The sequence below is a fragment of the Mycobacterium sp. SMC-13 genome (assembly GCF_045311035.1).
In the GTDB taxonomy this organism is placed as follows: domain Bacteria; phylum Actinomycetota; class Actinomycetes; order Mycobacteriales; family Mycobacteriaceae; genus Mycobacterium.
This window is the reverse complement of the sequence record NZ_JBJIAI010000009.1, coordinates 104,514-126,256: the sequence shown is the minus strand read 5'-3', so window position 1 is coordinate 126,256 and position 21,743 is coordinate 104,514. Positions and strand designations below refer to the sequence as shown.

Here is a 21,743-nt window from a genome sequence, read left to right as displayed (position 1 = left end):
AATGCGATACAGGATGCCGGAAAGCCGATTTACCGAGACCGTCGTTCCGCGATCCCGCGCCCATCACGCGCCGTGGTAGCACATCGCCACGTCGATGTGCCGCGCAATTGCCAAACATTCGCACCTTTGTCCGGAATGCTGTACATCGTCACACCCGCGCACTAGAGTTCGGCACAGGTGCCGCCGGCGTGCACGCAGCAAACTTCGACGGACAACACGGCAATGCGATCCCGGATACTGCCGGCGAGCCGGCGGGATCCGGTTGTGAAGGAGTTCAGGCCGATGCGGATCGATCCGTTCGCTGGATGTCAGGTCTCACGCGTGACCGTCGTCGACTCGTACGAAGTCGTCCATGCCGGCATCGCGGCCTGGCTCCGTGACGACCACGCACTCTGCGCGACGGCCACGTCCTACTTCGCCGACACCGAGGAGTTCCTGCGGCGACGGCCCGTGCCCGAAGACGACGCCCAGGTGGTCGTCCTGGGACTCAAGGCGGACGAAGCCAACAGTCTCGCCGCCGTGCGTGATCTCGACAACCGCGGTTACCACGTCGTGGTGTATTCGCATCTCACCGACCGCGACGTCATCCGCACCGCGATCGATTCGGGCGCCCGGACCTACCTCATCCAGACCGAAGGCCGGGAGCACCTGCTCAAGGCCATCCGGGCAGCCGTGACCCCGTTCCCCTATGTCGGGCCGAACGTGGCCGCCGCTCTCGACGACCGGGATTTCTGTCTGCGCCCGATCCTGGCGCCACGCGAGCAGGAGGTGCTCCTGGCGTGGTTCCGGACGGACAGCAAGGAACTCGTCGCGCAGCAACTGTTCCTGGCGCCCAGTACCGTGCGCACCCACCTGCAGCGCATCCGGGCCAAATACATCGCCGCCGGCCGCCCGGCCGGCACGAAAGCCGCGCTGGTGGCACGCGCCATCCAGGATCGGATCATCAGTATCGACGATCTGTGACTCCGTAAACTCCACGCCATGACCGTCACCGCCGATGATCTGCGCCACCTGAACCGCTGCGTCGAGCTGGCCCGTGAGGCGCTGGAGGACGGCGACCAACCTTTCGGCTCGCTGCTGGTGGATGCCGACGGCGTCGTCGTCTTCGAGGACCGCAACCGGGTTTCCGGCGGAGACCAGACCCAGCACCCCGAATTCGCCATCGCCCGTTGGGCGGCAACCAATCTCGATCCCGCGCAGCGCGCCGCCGCGGTGACCTACACCTCCGGTGAGCATTGCCCCATGTGTTCGGCCGCGCACGCCTGGGTGGGGCTGGGCCGCATCGTCTACGCCACGTCGTCGGCGCAACTCGGCGGCTGGCTCGGCGAATGGGGCGTGGCACCCTCCCCCGTTGCGGCGCTGCCCATTTCGGCCGTGGCGCCCGGCGTGCCCGTCGACGGCCCCGTCGATGAATTCGCCGACACCATGAAGGAGCTGTACGCGGCCTGCTTCCGGCCGTGAGCCCTGTTCCGAGTCCCAACCGTTAGCCAACTGCGACGTCACTCTTCGGCATCGACACGAGGAACCGGACGTCCCGGGTGCTTCACTATTCAGTACGGGAGCCTGCCGTTACCCCCGAGACGGCAGGCTCCCGCTTTTGGCTACCACTCAGGATCGCCGCATACTGTCGTCGCCGTGAGCCAGGCACAGTCCATGCGACCGATCGTCCGCGGCGTCCTGCTCGACATCGCTCCGCCACTGATCGCGTACTACGGACTGCGGGCCGCCGGCGTGTCCGAATATGTGGCGCTGCTCACCGCCACGGTGCTGGCCGGCGGCAAGGTCGCCTACGACGCGATCAGCGCGCGCCGTCTGGACCCGTTCGCGGGTTACCTCATGCTCAATTTCGGCCTGAGCCTGGCCGTCGGGGTCAGCACGTCGGATCCGCGAATGCTGCTGGCGGGCAACACGTTGGTGGGCGGCCTCGGCGGCCTGGTCTTCCTCGGCAGCTGCGTGGTCGGCACACCGCTCACCCAGGTCGTGTCGGAACGAGTTCAGACCGGAGAACACGACACCGGCCCGGCCGCGGTCGCTTACCGGCGGCGCGTGCACATTCTGCTCTCAGCGATGTGGGGCGTCGGTCTGCTCGTCGGCACCGCACTGCATCTGGCGGTCATCTTCTCCACCCCGGTGGACGTCGCCAACGCCCTGACCTCGGCGTTGTCGCTCGTCACCACCGGCTTGCTGATGACTGCGACGTTCGTGGTCGGCAAACGGGCCGCGAACCGCTGGGAAGAACGCCAACAGGGCGAGCCGATGACCCTGGAACAAATCGACACCCCCAAAGGTTGAGCGCAGGAGATTCAACTTTGGAGGTACGGATGTCTGACGCCACAACAGCGCCCATCGCTGTTCCCGTCCTGTTTGTCACCGAGCCGATCGTCCTGCCGGGCATGGTCGTGCCCATCGAACTCGATGAGGCCGCACGCGCCGCGGTCGACGCGGCCCAGGCCGCCGCAGCCGCCGGCGAGGCCGGGAAGCTGCTCATCGCTCCCCGCCTCGACGACCGCTACCCCACCCACGGCGTCCTGGCGTCGATCGTCCAGGTCGGCCGCGTGCCCAGTGGCGGAACCGCCGCCGTTGTCCGCGGTGAACGGCGCGCACACATCGGGTCCGGCACATCCGGCCCGGGCAGTGCGCTGTGGGTTCTGGTCGACGAGATCGCCGAGACCGAGGCGACCGAGGAAACCCGCACCCTGGCAGCCGAGTACAAGAAGCTGTTGCTGGCCATCCTGCAGCGCCGCGAGGCGTGGCAGATCGTCGATGCCGTCAATCAGATCAGCCAGCCGTCGGCACTGGCCGACACCGCGGGCTACGCGTCGTACCTGACGGACGTGCAGAAGCGCGAGCTGCTGGAGACCTCAGATGTGAGTCGTCGCCTCCACCTGCTGATCGAGTGGACCGGTGAGCACCTGGCCGAGGTCGAGGTGAACGACAAGATCGCCGAGGACGTCCGCGCCGGCATGGACAAGCGGCAGAAGGAATTCCTGCTGCGCCAGCAACTGGATGCCATCCGCAAGGAGCTGGGCGAGCTGGACGGTAGCGCCGGGGCCGAGGAGCCCGCGGACTACCGGACCCGCATCGAGGCGGCCGATCTGCCCGAGAAGGTGCGGGAGGCGGCGCTGCGCGAGGTCGGCAAGCTGGAACGGTCCAGCGAGCAGACCCCCGAGGGCGGCTGGATCCGGACCTGGCTGGACACCGTGCTCGAGCTCCCGTGGAACGAGCGCACCGAGGATTCGACGGATCTGAAGGCCGCCAGGGAGATCCTGGACGCCGACCACCACGGTTTGGACGACGTGAAAGATCGCATCGTCGAGTACCTGGCGGTGCGGGCCCGCCGCGCCCAGCGCGGCATGGCCGTCGTCGGCGGCCGCGGCTCGGGCGCCGTCATGGTGCTGGCCGGGCCTCCCGGCGTCGGCAAGACGTCGCTGGGCGAGTCGGTGGCACGCGCGCTGGGCCGCAAGTTCGTCCGCGTCGCCCTGGGCGGCGTGCGCGACGAGGCCGAGATCCGCGGGCACCGGCGCACCTACGTCGGTGCGCTGCCGGGCCGCATCGTGCGGGCCATCGGCGAGGCCGGTTCCATGAATCCCGTTGTGCTGCTGGACGAGATCGACAAGGTGGGCTCGGACTACCGCGGCGATCCCGCGGCGGCGCTGCTGGAGGTGCTGGACCCCGCGCAGAACCACACGTTCCGCGACCACTACCTGGACCTGGATCTGGACCTGTCCGATGTGGTGTTCCTGGCGACGGCCAACGTCATCGAGAACATCCCGTCGGCGCTCCTGGACCGCATGGAGTTGGTGCAGATCGACGGCTACACCGAGGACGACAAGGTCGCCATCGCCCGCGACTACCTGCTGCCCCGGCAGGCCGAACGGGCGGCGCTGACCACCGACGAGGTGACGGTGACGGACGCGGCGCTGCGCAAGATCGCCGCGGACTACACCCGTGAGCCGGGCGTGCGGCAGTTCGAGCGGCTGCTGGCCAAGGCGCTGCGGAAGGTGACCACGCGGCTGGCGTCGGGTGCCGACGCGGTCACGGTGGATGAACCGGATCTGGTCGAGTACCTGGGCCGTCCGCGCTTCATGCCGGAGTCGGCGGAGCGCACCGCGGTCCCGGGCGTGGCGACCGGCCTGGCCGTCACGGGCATGGGCGGCGATGTGCTCTACATCGAGGCCGGATCGAACGACGGCGACCCGGGTCTGCAGTTGACCGGTCAGCTGGGCGACGTGATGAAGGAGTCGGCGCAGATCGCGCTGTCCTACGTGCGGTCGCACGCCGCGGAGCTGGGTGTCGATCCGAAGGCTCTGGACCGTCGCATCCACGTGCACGTGCCCGCGGGTGCGGTGCCCAAGGACGGTCCGTCCGCGGGTGTGACGATGGTGACCGCGCTGGTCTCCATGGCCACCGGGCGGCAGGTGCGTTCCGACGTCGGGATGACGGGCGAGGTCACGCTGAACGGGCGGGTGCTGCCCATCGGCGGGGTCAAGCAGAAGCTGATGGCGGCCCAACGTGCCGGGCTGACAACGGTTTTCATCCCGTCGCGCAACGAACCGGATCTGGACGACGTCCCGGCCGAGGTCCTGGACGCACTCGACGTGCGGCCCATGACCGACGTCGCCGACATTATCGCCCAGGCATTGGAGCCGGCGGCGGAGGCCGTGACCAACGCCGCCTGACAACCGAATACCGCGAGCAGACGCAAAACTGTCATGTTCGACCGAGATTCGACAGTTTTGTGTCTGCTCGCGGATAGAACAGAACCCTCAGGCGATGTCGGCCGACGGCGGTTCGTCGGCCAGATGGATCGCGCGGTGCTCGATGAGTTCGTGGATGCGGTCGGGTCCCAGCCGGGCGCGGAAATCCTTGACGGTGTAGCCGACGACGACCCCGTCGGTGAGGGCGCGCACCGTCGCCGTGCGCGGAATCCCGAACAGGGGCCCGATCTCGCCGAAGTACTCGCCGGGGCCGGCGGTGAACAGCAGCATCGTCTCGCCGTCGGGCATCTCGCGCGTGATCTCGAACCGGCCCGTCCTGACGACGTAGATCAGGTCGCCGATCGTCGTCTGCTCGAACACGAGGTCCCCCGCGTCGAGTTCGAAGACCTCGGGTTCGCGCTCGGTGCTGGCGACCGTCGGGACGAGTTCGATCACCCGGTCCGCCAGCGGCAGCATGCGGCTGTCATGGGTGGCGACCACCACGACGCGATCGTCGGCGAGTTCCCGGATGAGCCGCAGCACCTCTTCGACCTGGATGAAGTCCAGGTGGGCCGTCGGCTCGTCGGCCAGGATCAGCGGCGGATCCAGCGCGATGGCGCGGGCCACCGCCACGCGCTGCTGCTGTCCGCCCGACATGTCACCGGGGCGGTGCGTCATCCGGTGCGACAGGCCGACCCGGTCCAGCAGTTCGGCGGCGCGCTGACGGGCCGCGCCGCGGCTCATCCCCGCGGCCCGCATCGGCACCATGACGTTCTCGGCGGCGGTGAGGCTGGGCACCAGATTGAACGCCTGGAACACGATGCCGACGGTATTGCGGCGGTAGTCCGTCAGCGCCTTGGGCCCGAGTCTGGTGACGTCGATACCGTCGAACAGGATCTCGCCCGACGTGGGTTTGAGGATTCCACCCATGCAGGACAGCAACGTCGTCTTCCCACAACCACTGGGCCCCAGCAGGATCGCGAGCGATCCGGCCGACAGCTCCAGTTCGAAATTGTCGATGGGCCTGACCTTGTCGGCGCCCTTGCCGTATTCCACCACCAGGTCACGAATCTGTAAGCCGCTCATGGTCTATGGCCCCCCGAATGCCATCGCCGGATCTATCGTCACCGCTCTGCGCATGCCCGCCAGGCTGGCGATCAGCCCGATCGTGATGGCCACGACCGGCAGCAACAGGTACGCACCCGCCGGGACGTCGACGCGCATCGGGAACATCGGCCCGAGCACCATCGCCAGCAGCACGCCGATCGCCGCGGAGAACACGGCGATGAACACGGCCTGCATCGCCAGCCCGGCCATCATCGATTTCGTCTTCACCCCAACGGCTTTGAACACCGCGAAGTCGCGGGTGCGTTCCATCGCCGACATGTAGATGAACATCCCGATGATCGTCGCGGCCACCACCCACAGCAGGACGGCCATGATGCTGATGGCGTCCACGGCGACTTTCAACGGCCGCATCATGTCGTCGATGGCGCCGTGCCGGTCCACCAGCCGGTAGCCGTCGAGTGCCTTGGCCGGGTTGCCCCGGATCCCCACGGACGCGATGACGGGCTGGCCGCCGTACACCAGGCGCTGCGCCCCCACCGTGGTCAGGAACAGATTGGGCTGCTGCGCCAGCACCGTCGAGTTGTTCACGATCCCCACGACCTGCAAGTTGTGGGACGCGATGTGCATCTGGTCGCCGATCTTGCGGCCCAGCGTGGACGACACCGCGATCTCGTCGGGCGTGGCGGGCGGGCGGCCCTGCGACATCGCCGGCATGCCGGGCCCGCCCGTCGGCGCGCCGAACAGATTCATGGTGCGCGGCGTCCCGTTGTCGAGGGCGGTGGTCCCCGCGTACACGACCGCCGCGGCCGCCTGCACGCCCGGAAGCTTTTGCGCGCGTTCGACTTCGGTCTGCGCGAACGGCGACGAGCCCAGGAACGGCCCGGCCGCCCCGTTCTGGATCATGAAGTAGTCGATGCCCAGCGAGTTGACGGTATTGCCGGCCTCCACCCGGAATCCGTTGGCCAGTCCGGTGAGCACCAGCGTCATCGCGAACACGAAGGAAGTGCCGACGACCGCGATGAGAAATCGGCGGCGCCGCCACTGCAGGTCCCGTAACGCCGCGATCAGCACGTGTGGAATCTAACGTGTTCGCTGACCGTGCAGCGGCAAGATAGCCAAAGCCGACGGCTTCTTGGTGCAGACTGGCGACATGGCCTATGACGAGGATCTGGCCAACCGGATCCGTGAACTACTCGGCACGGTCCGCGGCATCGAGGAGAAGCGGATGTTCGGCGGGCTGGCGTTCCTGCTGAACGGCCACATGTCCGTCGCCGCGAGTCACGACGGTGGCCTGCTGGTGCGGGTTGCGCCCGATGACACCGAGAAGTTGCTGGGACGTGCGCACGTCGGGCTGATGGTGATGGGCGGCCGCGAGATGCGGGGTTGGCTGCGCGTCGCGCCCGAGGGCCTGAAAACCAAACGCCAGCTGCAGACTTGGGTCGACCGCGGCGTCGATTACGCGGGCACCCTGCCGCCGAAGTAGCGTTTGCGCTCCGCGCCGTTGGGTATGCGTGGGTTATGGCAGGGGATCGACAGATCGTCGCGCGGCTGCTCGACGCGGCCGGTACGACGTATGCCGAAGAAGCCGGGATCACGCTCCGCGACAAGCCGATGCCACTGTTCAAACTGCTGTCGCTGTGCATGCTCGCGAGCAAGCCCATCGCCGCGGAAACCGCGGTCGCCGCGGCGCGAGAACTGTTCCGCGCCGGGTTGCGCACGCCCACCGCGGTACTCGATGCCGACCGCAGCCAGATGATAAGGGCATTCGGACGCGCCGGCTACGCCAGATACGACGAGAGCTCGGCGACCCGCATGACCCACATCGCGACCCGGGTCAACGACGAGTACGGCGGCGATCTGCGCAACCTGCGGATCAGGGCGCACCACGACGTGAAAGCCGCAGCCAAGGCCCTGCAGGGGTTCGACGGTATCGGCCGCACGGGCGCCGACATCTTCCTGCGTGAGATCCAGGACGTCTGGACCTGGGTGCAACCGTATTTCGACGATCGGGCACTCGCCGCGGCGAAAGATCTGGGCCTGCCGACGGACGCCGGCAAGCTCAGCAGCCTGGCCCCGAACCGGAACGCGCGGCTGGCTGCCGCACTCGTGCGGGCGTCGCTCGACGACACCGTCCGCGAACGCATCGAAGCGTAGACCAACTCAGATCGATGAAGGGATTCCCGAATGGCCGGCTCACCCACTTTTGTGATCATCGGCGGCGGGCTGGCGGGCGCCAAAGCCGCGGAGGCCTTGCGCAGCAAGGATTTTGACGGGCAGGTGGTGCTGTTCGGCGCCGAGGACCGGCTGCCCTACGAACGTCCCCCGCTGTCGAAGGAATTCATGGCCGGTAAGAAGACCATCGAAGAATTCACGGTGCAGCCCAAGAGCTGGTACGCCGAGCACGACGTCGACTTGAAACTCGGCACCGAGGTCACCACGCTCGATCGCACCGCGCACATGGTGGCGTTCAACGACGGCGATCACGAGCACTACGACAAGTTGTTGCTGGCCACGGGATCCCGCCCCCGCAAGCCTCCGATCCCAGGATCCGACGCCGACGGCGTGTACTACCTGCGCACCATCGACGACGCCACCGCACTGCTGGCCCAACTCACCGAAGGCCGGCGGCTCGCGATAGTCGGAGGCGGCTGGATCGGGCTCGAAGTGGCGGCCAGTGCCCGGGGGCTGGGCGCCGACGTCACGGTGGTGGAGACCGCCGCGCTGCCGCTGCAGGCCTCCCTGGGCAAGGAAGCCGGCGAGGTGTTCGTCGGGCTGCACCGGGACCACGGCGTCGATCTGCGGTTGGGCACCACGGTCGACGAGATCACCACCGCTGATCACAAGGCGACGGGGCTGCGACTCGGCGACGGCTCCACCGTCGAGGCGGATGCGGTACTGGTCGCGGTCGGCGCCAAGCCGAATGTCGAGTTCGCGGAACGCTCCGGACTGGTCATCGCCGACGGCGGCGTCGCCGTCGACGAGTCCCTCAAGACCAGCGACGACGATATCTACGCAGTCGGCGACATCGCGGCCGCCGAGCATCCGCTGTTCGGCGTGCCGATCCGGACCGAGCACTGGGCCAACGCCCTCAAGCAGCCGGCCGTCGCCGTCGACGGAATGCTCGGCACGGCAACCACTTACGACGAACTGCCCTACTTCTTCACCGACCAGTTCGATCTCGGCATGGAGTACGTCGGATACGCGCCGCAGTACCAGATGGCCATCACGCGCGGTGATCTCGGCACGCGTGAGTTCACCATGTTCTGGCTCGACGGTGGACACCGCGTGCTGGCCGGCATGAACGTCAACATCTGGGAAGGGCTCGACGACATCAAGAAGCTCATCCGCTCGCGGCGGCCGGTGGATGTCGGGGCACTCGCCGATCCGTCTGTTTCGTTGTCGACGTTGGCCGGTTAGCACGTCGCCGTTTTTGTCGGACCCCTCTGGTTTGATGATGTTATGTCCAGCGCCGCAACGGCTTTCGATGTTGAGTCGTCGCCGTGCGAGCGCATGGATGCGTACCTCGCGGAGATCGGTGAGCTGACAGGTCAGCGCAACGCCATCGACGCGCGACTGGTGCAGATTGCCGCCGAGATCGACCGGGACGGGCTCTGGGGTGCCACCGGCGCCCGGTCGATGGCGTCGTTGATGGCATGGAAAACCGGTGTCTCACCGCGCAATGCGGAAGTGATGGTGGCGGTGGCGCACCGGCTCGAGGAGTTCCCGCGCTGCGCCGAAGCGATGCGTGCGGGGCGGTTGTCGCTGGATCAGGTTGGGGTGGTCGCCGAACACGCGGCCGACGGTTCTGATGAGCACTACGCGCAGTTCGCCGAGAGCGCCACGGTCACGCAGTTGCGCACTGCGGTGAAACTGGAACCGCGGCCGGAGCCTGAGCCGAAGCCGGAACCGGAGCGGTCGATCTCCAGGACCACCCATGACGACGGATCCACGACGTACAAGATCCGGCTACCGAAGCTGGAGGCGGCGAAGTTCGATGCGGCGCTGGCGTCGCATCAGGATGCGCTGGTGGCGGACTGGAAGCGCGACCACGAGGACACCGAAGGGCAAGTGTCGGAGCAGGCACCGCCGTTCCCGAACCAGGTGGATGCGTTCATGAGCGTGGTCGAGGCCGGCTGGGACAGCGATGTGGAACGGCGGCCGCATGGGCAGCGCACCACCGTCGTCGTGCATGCGGACCTCGAACAGCGTACGGCTGCCTTGCATCTGGGTTCGGTGCTCACCGAGGAGGAACGCCAACTGCTGTTGTGCGATGCGACGTGCGAGGTGTGGCTGGAGCGCCATGGTCAGCCGATTGGCGCCGGGCGCAGTACCCGCACCATCAGTCGGCGGCTGCGCCGTGCGCTGGAACACCGGGACCGGTGCTGCCGGGTACCGGGGTGCGGGGCGACCCGGGGTTTGCATGCCCATCACATCATTCATTGGGAGAACGGCGGGGAGACCGAGCTGCATAACCTGGTGCTGGTGTGCCCGTAGCACCACCGGCTGCATCACGAGCGGGTCATCACGATCACCGGGCCGGCCGATCGGCTGGTCGTCACCGATGCCGCGGGTCGACAACTCGACGGCGGATCCCTTGCGCGGACACCCACCTCAGCTCGCCCTGCTGTGCCGCCCTGCCCCGGCCCGACCGGGGAGCACGCCCAATGGTGGTGGTACCAACCCTTCGAACCACCACCCACACCGTCGACCAACTAGACGCGCCACCCGCGCCACCTAGCATCGGTAAATCGGTGAGGAACGCGACCTCACAAATACCGGCGACGGAGCGTCTACTGGGTGTGAAAGCCAAACCGCCATTCGAGGCCGTGGTGCGCAACCATGGTCTTACGGTCTTCCGGGTCTGTGCCGCCATCGTCGGCGCACACGACGCCGACGACGCCTGGTCAGAGACGTTCCTGGCGGCCCTCAAGGCCTACCCCGAGCTGCCGGCGGATGCGAATCTCGAGGCCTGGCTGGTGACCATCGCGCACCACAAGGCCATCGACATCACCAGAAGCCGGACACGCCAGCCGATTCCCACTGACGTCGTACCCGAGCCGGCACGTCCCGGCGAAGTCCGCGACAGTGCGGCCATCGAAGTCGATCTCGCGGTCGCCGTCGATGCACTCCCACCCAAACAGAAGCACGCCGTCGCGTACCACTACCTCGCGGGACTGCCCTACAACGAGGTCGCCGAGATTCTCGGCGGCACCGCCGCGGCCGCACGCCGCGCCGCCAGCGACGGCATCGCCACGCTACGACGCACTTACCGCGCCGAACTCATCGGAGTGACGGCGCCCGGGAAAAGAGACACCCATGAATAACGGCGAAATCATCTCCGGCGACCTGGCACGCATGACCGACATCGGCCCGGACCGGTTGACCGAATTGCACGACCGGCTGGCCGCCGCCGCCCGGCGCGACGGCGTCCTCGACGTCGCCTACCGCGTCGTCGACAGTCCCGTCGGTCCGCTGCTGCTGGCGGCGACCGACCAGGGCCTCATCCGTGTCGCCTACGCCATCGAAGACCATGACACCGTCCTGCAGCAGCTTGCCGACAAGGTGAGCCCGCGCATCCTGCGAGCACCGGCCCGGCTCGACACGGTCGCCCGTGAACTCGACGAGTACTTCACCCGGACCCGTCGAACCTTCGACGTACCGCTGGATTGGCGGCTGGCCGCCGGATTCCGTGCCGCCGTGCTGCACCACCTTCCGGAGATCGGCTACGGGCAGACGGCCAGCTATGCCGCTGTCGCCGCGCTGGCCGGCAGCCCCAGGGCGGTCCGCGCCGTCGGGACCGCCTGCGCGAAAAACCCACTGCCCGTTGTGGTTCCGTGCCACCGCGTGGTCCGCAGCGACGGTGCGATGGGCGGCTACCTCGGTGGTCCGGAAGCCAAGCGCCTCCTACTGGACCTGGAGGCCGCGGCATGAGCGTCTGGCAGCAGCGTGTCGCCGCCACCGACTGGGGAGCCGTCCGTACCGAGCTCGAGACCGTCGGCGGCGCGCTGACCGGACCTCTCGTCACGCCGGCCGAGGCCGCCGAGCTGGCGGCGATCTACCCCGACGCGAGCCGATTCCGCTCGACCATCGACATGGCCCGCTACCGGTTCGGCGAAGGCCAGTACCGCTACTTCCACCGGCCCTACCCGGAGATCGTCACCGAGCTCAAGTACGCGCTGTACCCGCGGCTGCTGCCGATCGCCCGCGACTGGTGGACGCGGCTGCGCCGCGACCCGCCGTGGCCCGACAGTTTCGACGACTGGCTGGACACCTGCCACCGGGCCGGGCAGACGCGCACCACCGCGCTGTTGCTCAAGTACGGCGCCGGCGGCTGGTGCGCCCTGCACCAGGATCTGTACGGGGACTTGGTCTTTCCGCTGCAGGTCGTCATCAATCTGACCCGGCCGGAGGTCGACTACACCGGCGGCGAATTCCTGCTGTACGAGCAGCGGCCCCGCGCGCAGTCGCGTGGCTCGGCGATCTCCATCCCGTTCGGACACGGACTGGTCATCACCACGCGCGAACGGCCGGTGGCATCGAAACGCGGGTGGGCCGTCGGCCCTGTGCGCCATGGTGTTTCGACGCTGCGCTCGGGAAGCCGGATGACCCTCGGCCTGATCTTCCACGACGCCGCCTGAGCATGTACACGCTCATCGATGCGCAGGGCCGCACCTACGTCAGCGCGACGCCGGGGCGCCTGGGCGGCCATCGGCGCAACAAGCTCTACGGCAGGCTGGACTGCCCGTCGGCGCTGCGGGCCATTGCCAAGGGCGGCTACGTGACCCATCGGGTGTTCTTCGCCGACGAGACCGCCGCCGTCGCTGCCGGATACCGCCCCTGCGCGGTGTGCCTCCCCGAGATGTACCGGCGGTGGAAGGACCGTCATTGATCCTCGCGTGACACATCGATCCGGCAGTGGTCGCCGCCAACCGATGTGACCTGGGTCCTTGGCGCCCGTCGGTACACTCGCCAAAGATGATCGACGCCTCGGCAGCCGCCGCTGCACCATGCCTACCGACCGGCTCACCAGCCGTGCGGCACCCGCGCGTCTACATCGATGTGGCCGTGGTGGTGGCCGTCCTGGTCGCGACCAACCTGCTGGCCCACTTCACGACCCCCTGGGCGAACATCGTCGTCGTGCCGCTCGCGGCGCTCGGTCTGGTGGCCCTGGTCCGTAAACGGGGTCTCGGTTGGACCGAGCTCGGTCTGGGCCGCGCGCACTGGCGGACCGGCATGCGCTACGCGCTCGGTGCCATCCTGCTCGTCGGGTCGGTGATCGCCGCCGGCGTGCTGCTGCCGTGGACCCGGCCGATGTTCCTCAACAACCACTACGCGACGATCTCCGGCGCCCTGCTGGCCTCGATGATCATCATTCCGCTGCAGACCGTCATCCCCGAGGAACTGGCCTTCCGCGGCGTACTGCACGGCACGCTCGACCGGGCCTGGGGTTTCCGCGGTGTGGCCGCCGCCGGCTCGCTGCTGTTCGGGCTCTGGCACATCGCCACCTCACTCGGCCTGACCAGCAGTAACGTCGGATTCACCCGGGTTCTCGGTGGCGGGGTTGTCGGCATGATCGCCGGCGTGGCCATGGCCGTCGTCGCCACCGCTGCCGCGGGATTCGTCTTCACCTGGCTGCGGCGCCGCTCCGGCAGCCTGCTCGCGCCGATCGCGTTGCACTGGTCGCTCAACGGCATGGGCGCACTCGCCGCGGCCGCGGTCTGGCACTTCAGCTAGGCATCCGGGACGGGACTGGCCCCCTAACCGTCACCAGATCGCTGCATTTCAGACCTCGTTGTCCCGTGTCGAACCGGGCTAGCCTCGAGATGTATCAGTCAATCGAAAGGTCATGACAATGATGCATATCGTCTGGTTGATTCTTCTCGGCCTCATCGTCGGAGCCATCGCGCGGTTCGTCGTACCCGGCAAGGACGAGATGGGGTGGATTCTCACGTGCGTGCTGGGCATCGCCGGTGGCTACGTCGGCGGCACGTTGAGCAGTGTTGTCTACGCCCCGCACAAGCTCGATTTCCGCCCGCCGATCGAGCACTCCTTCTGGGGCGCACTGGTCGGCGCGGTGATCCTGGTGCTGATCTACCGCTTCGTGAAGTCGAAGAGTTCGACGTAGAACTCCCGCTCAAAAAATTGAGGACCGTGCCCAACCGGCACGGTCCTCAATTTTTTGGCTACTGGCCCGGGGGCGCCATCTCCGGCGGCGCATTCGTCACCGGCACCGGCACGCCGACCATCGGGTGGGCCGGATCGGCGGGCTTGGGCGGCGCGTTCGGGTCCACCGGCGGCGGGGGCGGCGGGTTCCACGGGCGGATCGACTGCGCCAGTGTCACGGCTGCGGCCTTGTCGACCGGGTGGTTACCTGAACCCAGCCACACGACGAACCATCGCTGCGGGTTGCGCTGGCTGCGGATGGTGGCGTCCGGCGGCGGGTTGCCGACGACGCCCGCCCAGATTTGGCCGTTGGGCTTGCCGGTGTCGGTGAACTTGACCTCGTAGAACGACGCCGCGCCCGGCAGCCCGCCGGCGGTCAGCGCCGTGGTCTCCTGGCCGACACGGGTGCCGGGGAAGGGCATGAAGAACTCGCCCATGTCCGAGGCCAAGCGGTTGGCGGCCTTGCCGTTGTCCGACTCGGCACCGGCGAACAGCTTCAGGTCCAGACGGCCCAGCAGCACGCTGGTATCACTCGGCGCCTGCTCCGAACCTGCGGCCGGCGCCTTGGTCAGCAGCGCCTGGCCGTAGGACAGCTGCGTGGCATCGGCGATCTTCCAGCCTTGCGGCACAACGTAACTGAAGCCACCGGCGTCGTTGTTGACCCGGCCGGGCTCGGGCGCGGGGGCCGGAGCGGCAGCGGGCGCGGCACCCGGTGCGGCAGGCGCTGACGGTGCGCCGGGCGCGGCGGGCGCAGGCGGTGGTGGCGGTGCGTTGGGGTCGGCCGGCGGTGCGGCCGGGTCCGCGGCGGGCGGCGGCGGCACCTCGACCCCCGGGGCCGGAGCAGGCGCCGGTTCCCCGACCGGGGCGGGAGCCGGGGCGGGTGCAGGAGCTGGCGGCACCGGGTCGGCATACGAGATCGCGCTCGGCAGCGCGATGGCCGCGGCCGCCGCACCTGCCACAGCAGCAGTCAGTGATTTCGGAAGGCGTTTGCGGGCACTTGTCCGCGCATCCGGGTGTCGCATGGGGACGAAAATACAGTGTTACCGGCGTGACGCAAGTGCGAGTTGCGGCTAATTCCCTCGCGAGTCGGTTAGCTCGCTTCCGGCATCCGGACAGACCACGGCGATATCGCTCGGTTGCTGAGGCGTTGCGGTGCCCCGCCGAGGCCCGGGACGATCCGGGCGTGCCGTCAGGAGGGCCGAATGGCCACGTCCCGCGGATCGACGCCGAAGTACACCTGCTCCCCCGGAATCAGCCGCAGACCGGCCGCCACCTCCGCGCTGATGTCGGCCGCCAGACCCCCGCCGCCGTCGTCCGTCGCCTCGGCGCGGACGCGGATGAGCGGGCCGCGGTGATCCAGCTCCGCGACCCCGACCGCGACGACATTGAGGTCATCCGACGGCCGCTCCCGGCAGACCGACACCGCCGCCGGAGCGAACACCGCGATCGCCGGACCGCTCGGCGTCACGTCGGGCCCCCACACCCCGCGCCATGTCTGTCCCGCGGCCAGCACCGAACCGCCGTCGTCACCGGCGCGCCCGCTGACCAGATTCACGCCCGCGAACCGCGCCCCGAACGCCGTCCGCGGCGCGGCCAGCACGTCGGCGACGGCGCCCGATTCGACGATGCGGCCGCCCTCGATGACGACCAGCCGATCCGCCAACGTGACGACATCGAGAAGATCGTGGCTCACCAGCACCGAACTGCGCCCGCTCCGCCCCAGGACACCACGCAGCAGCCGGCGCATCGCCGCGGCGGCCGTGACATCCAGACCGGACAGCGGTTCGTCGAGCAGCAGCACGTCGGGTTCGGCGGCCAGCGCCCGGGCCAGGGCGACCCGCTGTGCCTGACCACCCGACAACTGGCCCGGCCGGCGATCGGCCAGTTCGGTGGCACCGACCTCGCCGAGCCAGCGTCCGGCCGTCCGCCGCGCCTCGGTGCGCATGCCCCGACGACGGTGCCGGCGGGCGTGTGGTCCGAAGGCCACGTTGCCGGCGACCGTCAGGTGCGGAAACAGCGCCGGGTCCTGCAGCAGCAGGCCGACCCGCCGGTCGTGCACCGCGACGTGCACGCCCGATGCCGCGTCGGTCAGCCGGCGCTCGCCCACCGTCACGGTGCCCGCGTCGGGCCGCAGGAGACCGGCGATCACGTGCAGCACACTGGACTTCCCCGCGCCGTTGGGCCCGACGACGGCCAGCACCTCGCCGGCGGCGACCTCGAAATCCACATCGATGCCGCGAGCCTCGATGATCGCGCGTACCGCGAGACCGCCCGTCACTGCCGGCTCTCCGCCTCGAACGGCCCGTGACTGAACCGGGCGCCACCCATCGCCAACACCACGACGGCCGCGACCACGACCAGCACCAGCGACAACGCCACTGCCGCATCGGCGTCGGCCTCGCGCTGCAGATAGATCTCCAGCGGCAGCGTGCGCGTCACCCCCTGGCGCGAGCCTGCGAACGTCAGCGTGGCGCCGAACTCCCCCAGCGACCGCGCAAAGGCCAGCACCGCACCCGATACGAGGCCCGGCGCCAATATCGGCAACGTGACGCGGCGCCACACCGTGGTCGGGCGGGCGCCCAGCGTCGCCGCGACCGCCTCGTACTGCGCCCCGGCCGTCCGCGCCGCGCCTTCCAGGGCGATCACCAGAAACGGCAGTGAGACGAACGTCTGCGCCAGGACGACCGCCGTCGTCGAGAAGGCGATGTGCACCCCCGCGGCGTCCAGGTACCTGCCGATCAGCCCGAGGCGGCCGAAGGCGTACAGCAGCGCGATGCCGCCGACGACCGGCGGCAACACCAGCGGCAGGAGGATCAGCGGGCGGGTCCAGCGCACCACGCGGGAGCCGCTGCGCGCCAGGACCAGCGCCATCGGCACGCCCAGCAGGACGCACAGCACGGTGCTGGCGGTTGCGGTCTTGAGGCTCAGGACCAGCGCGGTCACCGACGACTCGCTGCTGATCAGCTCCAGGAATCGGGACCAGTCGACCTTCGCGGCAACCGCGATCAGTGGCAGGACGACAAACAGCGCCCCGAGCGCCGCGGGGACGTAGATCCAGCGCGGCAATCCAGGGTTCAAGGCTTCGCGAATCCGAACTTCGCCAGGGTCTGACGGCCCGTGTCTCCCGTGACCAGGTCGAGGAACCGTTGTGCGGCCGCGTTGTCGGCCGTCGACTTCAGCACCGCGATCGGATAGATGTTCACGGCCGACGCCGCCTGCGGGAAGTCGACCTTCGCGACTTTGTCCCCGGCCGACTGCGCGTCGGTCTGGTAGACGAGGCCGGCGTCGGCCTGGCCGCTGGTGACCTTGTTCAGCACGTCGGTCACCGACGTCTCTTCGCTGACGGGCTTGAGCTCCACACCCGCGATCTTCTCGACCTTGCGCGTGGCCGTGCCGCACGGCACCTGCGCGGCACACACCACGACGTTCAGTCCCGGCTTGGCCAGATCACCGAAGTTGTTGAGCTGCTTCGGATTACCCGGCCGTGTCACGATGACCAGGGTGTTGGAGGCGAAGTTCACCGGAGTCGCGGCGAGCAATCCGGCCTTGGCCGCCTTGGTCATGTTGTTGGCGTCGGCCGAGGCGAACACGTCGGCCTTCGCGCCCTGAGTCAACTGCTCGACCAGCGACGACGAGCCCGCGAAGTTGAATTGGACATCCGCACCGGGGTTGTCCTTCTTGTACTGGTCCCCGATGGCGGTGAACGCCCCCTTCAGGGACGCCGCCGCATACACGTTGACCACAGGGCCGGCCTTTTTGGAGCCAGAATCACACGCTGAGAGCGCGGTCACGGTTCCGAGCAGGACCAATACCGCCAGAACACGCAACAAATTGCGCATGAGCCACATTCGCCAAACCCTAGGGCTCATTCCTCCGCGTGGCGAGTTTCGCGCGCTAGCTACTGTCCAGTAACATGGCCGCAACCGCGTTCAGCGTTGCACACGAGGAGGCCCTGCTCATGGACGTTCTGGTCACCGGAGGCGACACCGACCTCGGCCGCGTCATCGCCGAAGGATTCCGTGACGCCGGGCACAACGTCGTCATCGCCGGCGCCCGCCGCGACGAGCTCGAAGTGGCCGCCAAGGAACTCGAAGTCGAGTCGATCGTGCTGGACAACACCGACGGCGCCACGCTCGAGGCGATGCGCGACAAGCTGCCGCAGCACCTCGACACCATAGTGAACGTGCCGGCTCCGGTCTGGTCCGCGGGCGACCCGCGCACCTACACGCTGGCCGAGCGCGCCGCCGTGTGGCGCAACACCCTCGACTCCTCGCTGCTGTCGGCGGTACTGACCGTCCAGATCCTCGGCGACCAGATGCGTTCGGGCGGCGCGATCGTGACCGTCGTGCCGGAGTGCCCCAAGGACGGCACCGCCGACGCCGCGATCAAGGCCGCCGTGTCGAACTGGACCGCCGGGCAGGCCGAGCACTTCGGCATCCGCGGCATCACCATCAACGTGGTCGCCGCCGGCCGTGGCAGCGAAGCCGGCTACGACGGCGTCGAGACCAGCGGCGCGACCGTCGGATCCGAGCTGACCAAGCTCGCGCTCTTCCTCACCACGCCCGCCGCCCGCCACATCACCGGCGAGACGCTGCACGTGAGCGCCGGCGCGCTCGCGACCTTCGCCTGACCCGACCCGTTTTATTCCCGTTTTGCCTGGGCTTCGCGCCCGGCGAAAAGGGTGACGCGGCAACATGGTTGGTGACTAGGGTCGAATCGTGACGATTCGATTCGCTTTGCAGATCCCCAACTTCTCCTACGGCACCGGTGTCAGCGAGCTGTACCCGACCGTCATCGCCCAGGCGCGGGAAGCCGAGGCCGCGGGCTTCGACTCCGTCTTCGTGATGGACCACTTCTATCAGCTGCCGATGATCGGCACCCCCGACCAGCCGATGCTGGAGGCCTACACCGCCCTCGGCGGCCTGGCGGCCGCCACCCAGAAGGTGCAGCTGGGCACCATGGTGACCGGCAACACCTACCGGAACCCGACGCTGCTGGCCAAGGCCATCACGACGCTCGACGTCATGAGCCAGGGCCGCGCGATCCTCGGTATCGGCACCGGCTGGTTCGAGCTCGAACACGACCAACTCGGATACGACTTCGGCACCTTCACCGACCGCTTCAACCGGCTGGGCGAATCGCTGCAGATCGTGCTGCCGATGCTCAAGGGCGAGCGCCCGACGTTCACCGGCCAGTACTACCGCACCGTCGAAGCCATGGCCAACCCCCGCTATCGGGACCACATCCCGCTGCTGATCGGCGGCCGTGGCGAGAAGAAGACCATTCCGCTGGCCGCGCGTCACTTCGACCACCTGAACATCATCGGCGGCTTCGACGAACTGCCGCACAAGCTGGGCGTCGTCCGCGAATCCTGCGAGAAGATCGACCGCGACCCGGCCACGCTGGAAACCAGCATGCTGCTCACCGCGCTCGTCGACGACCGCGCGACCCCCGACGTCATCCCCGAGGCCAACCGCCAGAACATGGTCGCCGGCAGCGCCGAGAGCGTCGCCGAACAGCTGAAGGCCAAGGTATTCGATGTCGGCGTGGGTGGTGTGATCGTCAACATTCCGACGCAGGTCACGGGCTATGTCCCCGGCGTCATCAGCGCTCTCGGAGCTGCCCTGCATTCCGTGATCGGCGCCTAGCCGGGCGCGGTGGGGCATCTCACTGCATTGATCGATTCAGCTACGACTAGCCTGGTGGATGTAAACAGTCTTGTAGTAGTACGTCGAGGAGCCCCTCAACATGGTTCACCCCGGAGCTACGGCAACGGATCGCCACAAGGTCGTCATCATCGGTTCGGGCTTCGGTGGCCTGACCAGTGCCAAAGCCCTCAAGCACGCTGATGTCGACATCAAGCTGATCGCCCGTACCACCCATCACCTGTTCCAGCCGCTGCTGTACCAGGTGGCGACGGGCATCATCTCCGAAGGTGAGATCGCCCCACCGACCCGGCTGATCCTGCGCAAGCAGAAGAACGCACAGGTGCTGCTCGGCGACGTGACGCACATCGATCTGGAGAACCAGACCGTCGACTCGATCCTGCTGGGCCACACCTACAGCACGCCGTACGACAGCCTGATCATCGCCGCCGGCGCCGGCCAGTCGTACTTCGGCAACGACCACTTCGCCGAGTGGGCGCCGGGCATGAAGACCATCGACGACGCGCTCGAGCTGCGCGGCCGCATCCTGGGTGCGTTCGAGCAGGCCGAGCGGTCCAGCGATCCCGAGCGCCGCAAGAAGCTGCTGACCTTCGTGGTCGTCGGCGCCGGCCCGACCGGCGTCGAGATGGCCGGCCAGATCCAGGAGCTGTCCGACCAGACCCTCAAGGGCAGCTTCCGGCACATCGACCCGACCGAGGCCAAGGTCATCCTGCTCGACGCCGCGCCCGCGGTGCTGCCACCCATGGGCGAGAAGCTGGGCCTCAAAGCCAAGAACCGGCTCGAGAAGATGGGCGTCGAGATTCAGCTCAACGCCATGGTCACCGACGTCGACCGCAACGGCATCACCGTCAAGGACAAGGACGGCACCATCCGGCGCATCGAGTCGGCATGCAAGGTGTGGTCCGCCGGCGTGCAGGCCAGCCCGCTGGGCCGCGACCTGGCCAACCAGTCGGACGTCGAGATCGACCGGGCCGGCCGCGTCAAGGTGAACCCGGACCTCTCGGTCCCGGGCCACCCGAACGTGTTCGTCGTCGGCGACATGGCCTTCGTCGACGGTGTCCCGGGCATGGCGCAGGGCGCCATCCAGGGCGGCAAGCACGTCGCCGCGATCTTGAAGAACGAGGCCAAGGCCCGCGCGCACGGCACCAAACCCAAGCCGCGCGAACCGTTCTCGTACTTCGACAAGGGCTCGATGGCCACGGTCTCCAAGTGGAACGCCGTCGCTCAGATCCCGCTCGGCGAGAAGGCCAAGCTCGAATTTGGCGGCTTCATCGCCTGGCTGGCCTGGCTCGGGCTGCATTTGATCTACCTGGTGGGCTTCAAGACCAAGATCGCCACCCTGCTGTCGTGGACGGTGACTTTCATGAGCCGTCAGCGCGGTCAGCTGACCATCACCGAGCAGCAGGCCTACGCCCGCACCCGGATCGGTGAGCTCGAGGAGATCGCATCGTCTGTTCAAGCCACCCCCGACCCGGTGGCTTCCTGACTAGAGGCGCGGGCCCTGCCACGCCGACAGGCAACCGCCGTCGGCCAGGGCCATGACCACCTGATCTCGGCGTGATTCGTATCGCTCAGCGGTGCGGATCACGCCGAAATCGCTTTCTGGGTAGCAGAATTCGCTGACGTAAGCACGCGAGGCAGCGATTTCGTCGTCGCCGACCGCACCGGCGCCGAGTTCGACGCGGTGCCGCACCACCGGCAGCGCATCGTGGTCGACGTGCAGCGTGCCCTCCCAGAAGCCCTGCTGTTCGCCGGCCCGGCCGACCTGCACCCGTTCGCGCAGCCGCACCCGCCCCGCCTCGGCGATCTGCAGCCGCGTCGTGGCCTGATGGCGGCTGCCGCCTGCGACGACGGTCGGCTCCGGATCCAGATCGAGCTCCCCGGCCACCTCGAGCTCCCAACCCGAGCGGGACCGCGTCGTCGTCGCGCCGGGCAGCACCACCATCGCGGCGACACTGCGCACCCGCAGCCGGGCACCGGCCTCCACGACGACGCGCACGTCGATGGTGTCACCGCCCAACGGCGTTGCGGCCGTGGACACCAGGTGGACGGCGTCAGGCGCCGTGCGGCGCGCGGCCACCCCGCCGACGCACTCGATGCGCGGGCCCCGGCCGGGCGTCGCGACGATCAGAACCTGGGTGTGCATGGC

23 protein-coding genes and 1 pseudogene are annotated in these 21,743 nt (G+C 68.3%); 17 read left to right on the top strand and 7 right to left on the bottom strand.

Annotated elements, in window-relative coordinates; translation table 11 throughout:
• Positions 1–282 precede the first annotated feature (282 nt).
• From ACJH6I_RS15395 to lon, 4 genes are all read left to right on the top strand, one after another.
• The gene (locus tag ACJH6I_RS15395) at positions 283–963 is read left to right on the top strand and encodes a LuxR C-terminal-related transcriptional regulator (protein ID WP_346416216.1); all 681 of its coding nucleotides are present in this window, start codon (positions 283–285) and stop codon (positions 961–963) included.
• An 18-nt stretch (positions 964–981) separates the two neighbouring features.
• Positions 982–1,461: a nucleoside deaminase gene (locus ACJH6I_RS15390; protein ID WP_212811320.1), complete on the top strand. Its 480-nt coding sequence runs from the start codon at positions 982–984 to the stop codon at positions 1,459–1,461.
• 174 nt (positions 1,462–1,635) lie between these two features.
• Positions 1,636–2,292 carry a VC0807 family protein gene (locus ACJH6I_RS15385; RefSeq protein WP_346416217.1) on the top strand — a complete coding sequence of 219 codons (657 nt, stop codon included), beginning with the start codon at positions 1,636–1,638 and terminating at the stop codon, positions 2,290–2,292.
• Between the two features lie 29 nt (positions 2,293–2,321).
• A complete protein-coding gene (lon, locus tag ACJH6I_RS15380) occupies positions 2,322–4,679 on the top strand; it encodes an endopeptidase La (protein ID WP_318984973.1) in 2,358 nt (785 codons plus the stop codon).
• Between the two features lie 87 nt (positions 4,680–4,766).
• Here lon and ACJH6I_RS15375 read toward each other — a convergent pair whose 3' ends face one another.
• Both ACJH6I_RS15375 and ACJH6I_RS15370 read right to left on the bottom strand, forming a co-directional pair.
• Positions 4,767–5,783, bottom strand: a complete 1,017-nt coding sequence (locus tag ACJH6I_RS15375) for an ATP-binding cassette domain-containing protein (protein ID WP_226518515.1) — start codon at positions 5,781–5,783, stop codon at positions 4,767–4,769.
• 3 nt (positions 5,784–5,786) lie between these two features.
• Entirely contained in the window at positions 5,787–6,836 is a 1,050-nt protein-coding gene (locus tag ACJH6I_RS15370; protein WP_226518516.1) for an ABC transporter permease, read from the bottom strand.
• 79 nt (positions 6,837–6,915) lie between these two features.
• Here ACJH6I_RS15370 and ACJH6I_RS15365 point away from each other — a divergent pair, with 79 nt between their 5' ends.
• The 10 genes and pseudogenes from ACJH6I_RS15365 (at position 6,916) to ACJH6I_RS15320 (ending at position 13,890) form a co-directional block, all read left to right on the top strand.
• Positions 6,916–7,248, top strand: coding sequence for a TfoX/Sxy family protein (locus tag ACJH6I_RS15365; protein ID WP_226518517.1), 333 nt, complete (start codon positions 6,916–6,918; stop codon positions 7,246–7,248).
• A gap of 35 nt (positions 7,249–7,283) precedes the next feature.
• Positions 7,284–7,919 (top strand): endonuclease, encoded by a 636-nt coding sequence (locus tag ACJH6I_RS15360; RefSeq protein WP_318984972.1) that lies wholly within the window; start codon positions 7,284–7,286, stop codon positions 7,917–7,919.
• Positions 7,920–7,949: 30 nt separating this feature from the next.
• Entirely contained in the window at positions 7,950–9,182 is a 1,233-nt protein-coding gene (locus ACJH6I_RS15355; protein WP_318984971.1) for an FAD-dependent oxidoreductase, read from the top strand.
• Between the two features lie 42 nt (positions 9,183–9,224).
• Positions 9,225–10,481, top strand: a pseudogene (locus ACJH6I_RS15350) (HNH endonuclease signature motif containing protein).
• A gap of 83 nt (positions 10,482–10,564) precedes the next feature.
• Positions 10,565–11,089 (top strand): RNA polymerase sigma factor, encoded by a 525-nt coding sequence (locus tag ACJH6I_RS15345; protein ID WP_318984970.1) that lies wholly within the window; start codon positions 10,565–10,567, stop codon positions 11,087–11,089.
• Between the two features lie 31 nt (positions 11,090–11,120).
• Complete coding sequence (locus ACJH6I_RS15340) at positions 11,121–11,696, top strand: methylated-DNA--[protein]-cysteine S-methyltransferase (protein ID WP_318985113.1); 576 nt, start codon at positions 11,121–11,123, stop codon at positions 11,694–11,696.
• Positions 11,693–12,403 (top strand): 2OG-Fe(II) oxygenase, encoded by a 711-nt coding sequence (locus ACJH6I_RS15335; protein ID WP_318984969.1) that lies wholly within the window; start codon positions 11,693–11,695, stop codon positions 12,401–12,403. The genes ACJH6I_RS15340 and ACJH6I_RS15335 overlap by 4 nt, the downstream gene beginning before the upstream one ends.
• Before the next feature lie 2 nt (positions 12,404–12,405).
• The gene (locus ACJH6I_RS15330) at positions 12,406–12,654 is read left to right on the top strand and encodes an Ada metal-binding domain-containing protein (RefSeq protein ID WP_318984968.1); all 249 of its coding nucleotides are present in this window, start codon (positions 12,406–12,408) and stop codon (positions 12,652–12,654) included.
• An 86-nt stretch (positions 12,655–12,740) separates the two neighbouring features.
• Complete coding sequence (locus tag ACJH6I_RS15325) at positions 12,741–13,499, top strand: CPBP family intramembrane glutamic endopeptidase (protein ID WP_064857622.1); 759 nt, start codon at positions 12,741–12,743, stop codon at positions 13,497–13,499.
• A 118-nt stretch (positions 13,500–13,617) separates the two neighbouring features.
• Entirely contained in the window at positions 13,618–13,890 is a 273-nt protein-coding gene (locus ACJH6I_RS15320; protein WP_226518523.1) for a GlsB/YeaQ/YmgE family stress response membrane protein, read from the top strand.
• A 58-nt stretch (positions 13,891–13,948) separates the two neighbouring features.
• Here the strand turns inward: ACJH6I_RS15320 and ACJH6I_RS15315 are convergent, their stop codons facing one another.
• From ACJH6I_RS15315 to modA, 4 genes are all read right to left on the bottom strand, one after another.
• On the bottom strand, positions 13,949–14,950 hold the full coding sequence (locus ACJH6I_RS15315) for an alanine and proline-rich secreted protein Apa (RefSeq protein WP_226518524.1): 1,002 nt from the start codon (positions 14,948–14,950) through the stop codon (positions 13,949–13,951).
• Between the two features lie 167 nt (positions 14,951–15,117).
• Positions 15,118–16,206 carry a sulfate/molybdate ABC transporter ATP-binding protein gene (locus tag ACJH6I_RS15310; RefSeq protein WP_226518525.1) on the bottom strand — a complete coding sequence of 363 codons (1,089 nt, stop codon included), beginning with the start codon at positions 16,204–16,206 and terminating at the stop codon, positions 15,118–15,120.
• Positions 16,203–17,006: an ABC transporter permease gene (locus tag ACJH6I_RS15305; RefSeq protein WP_226518526.1), complete on the bottom strand. Its 804-nt coding sequence runs from the start codon at positions 17,004–17,006 to the stop codon at positions 16,203–16,205. Before ACJH6I_RS15305 ends, ACJH6I_RS15310 begins: the two co-directional genes overlap by 4 nt.
• A complete protein-coding gene (gene modA / locus ACJH6I_RS15300) occupies positions 17,003–17,776 on the bottom strand; it encodes a molybdate ABC transporter substrate-binding protein (protein WP_226518527.1) in 774 nt (257 codons plus the stop codon). Before modA ends, ACJH6I_RS15305 begins: the two co-directional genes overlap by 4 nt.
• Before the next feature lie 110 nt (positions 17,777–17,886).
• Between modA and ACJH6I_RS15295 the strand changes: the two genes are divergently transcribed.
• The 3 genes from ACJH6I_RS15295 (at position 17,887) to ACJH6I_RS15285 (ending at position 21,080) form a co-directional block, all read left to right on the top strand.
• Positions 17,887–18,558, top strand: coding sequence for an SDR family oxidoreductase (locus tag ACJH6I_RS15295; protein WP_138249569.1), 672 nt, complete (start codon positions 17,887–17,889; stop codon positions 18,556–18,558).
• An 88-nt stretch (positions 18,559–18,646) separates the two neighbouring features.
• The gene (locus tag ACJH6I_RS15290) at positions 18,647–19,576 is read left to right on the top strand and encodes an LLM class F420-dependent oxidoreductase (RefSeq protein WP_226518528.1); all 930 of its coding nucleotides are present in this window, start codon (positions 18,647–18,649) and stop codon (positions 19,574–19,576) included.
• Positions 19,577–19,676: 100 nt separating this feature from the next.
• Positions 19,677–21,080, top strand: coding sequence for an NAD(P)/FAD-dependent oxidoreductase (locus ACJH6I_RS15285; RefSeq protein WP_061000592.1), 1,404 nt, complete (start codon positions 19,677–19,679; stop codon positions 21,078–21,080).
• Here the strand turns inward: ACJH6I_RS15285 and ACJH6I_RS15280 are convergent, their stop codons facing one another.
• Positions 21,081–21,740 (bottom strand): urease accessory protein UreD, encoded by a 660-nt coding sequence (locus tag ACJH6I_RS15280; RefSeq protein ID WP_226518529.1) that lies wholly within the window; start codon positions 21,738–21,740, stop codon positions 21,081–21,083. It abuts the gene before it with no gap.
• Positions 21,741–21,743: the final 3 nt, after the last annotated feature.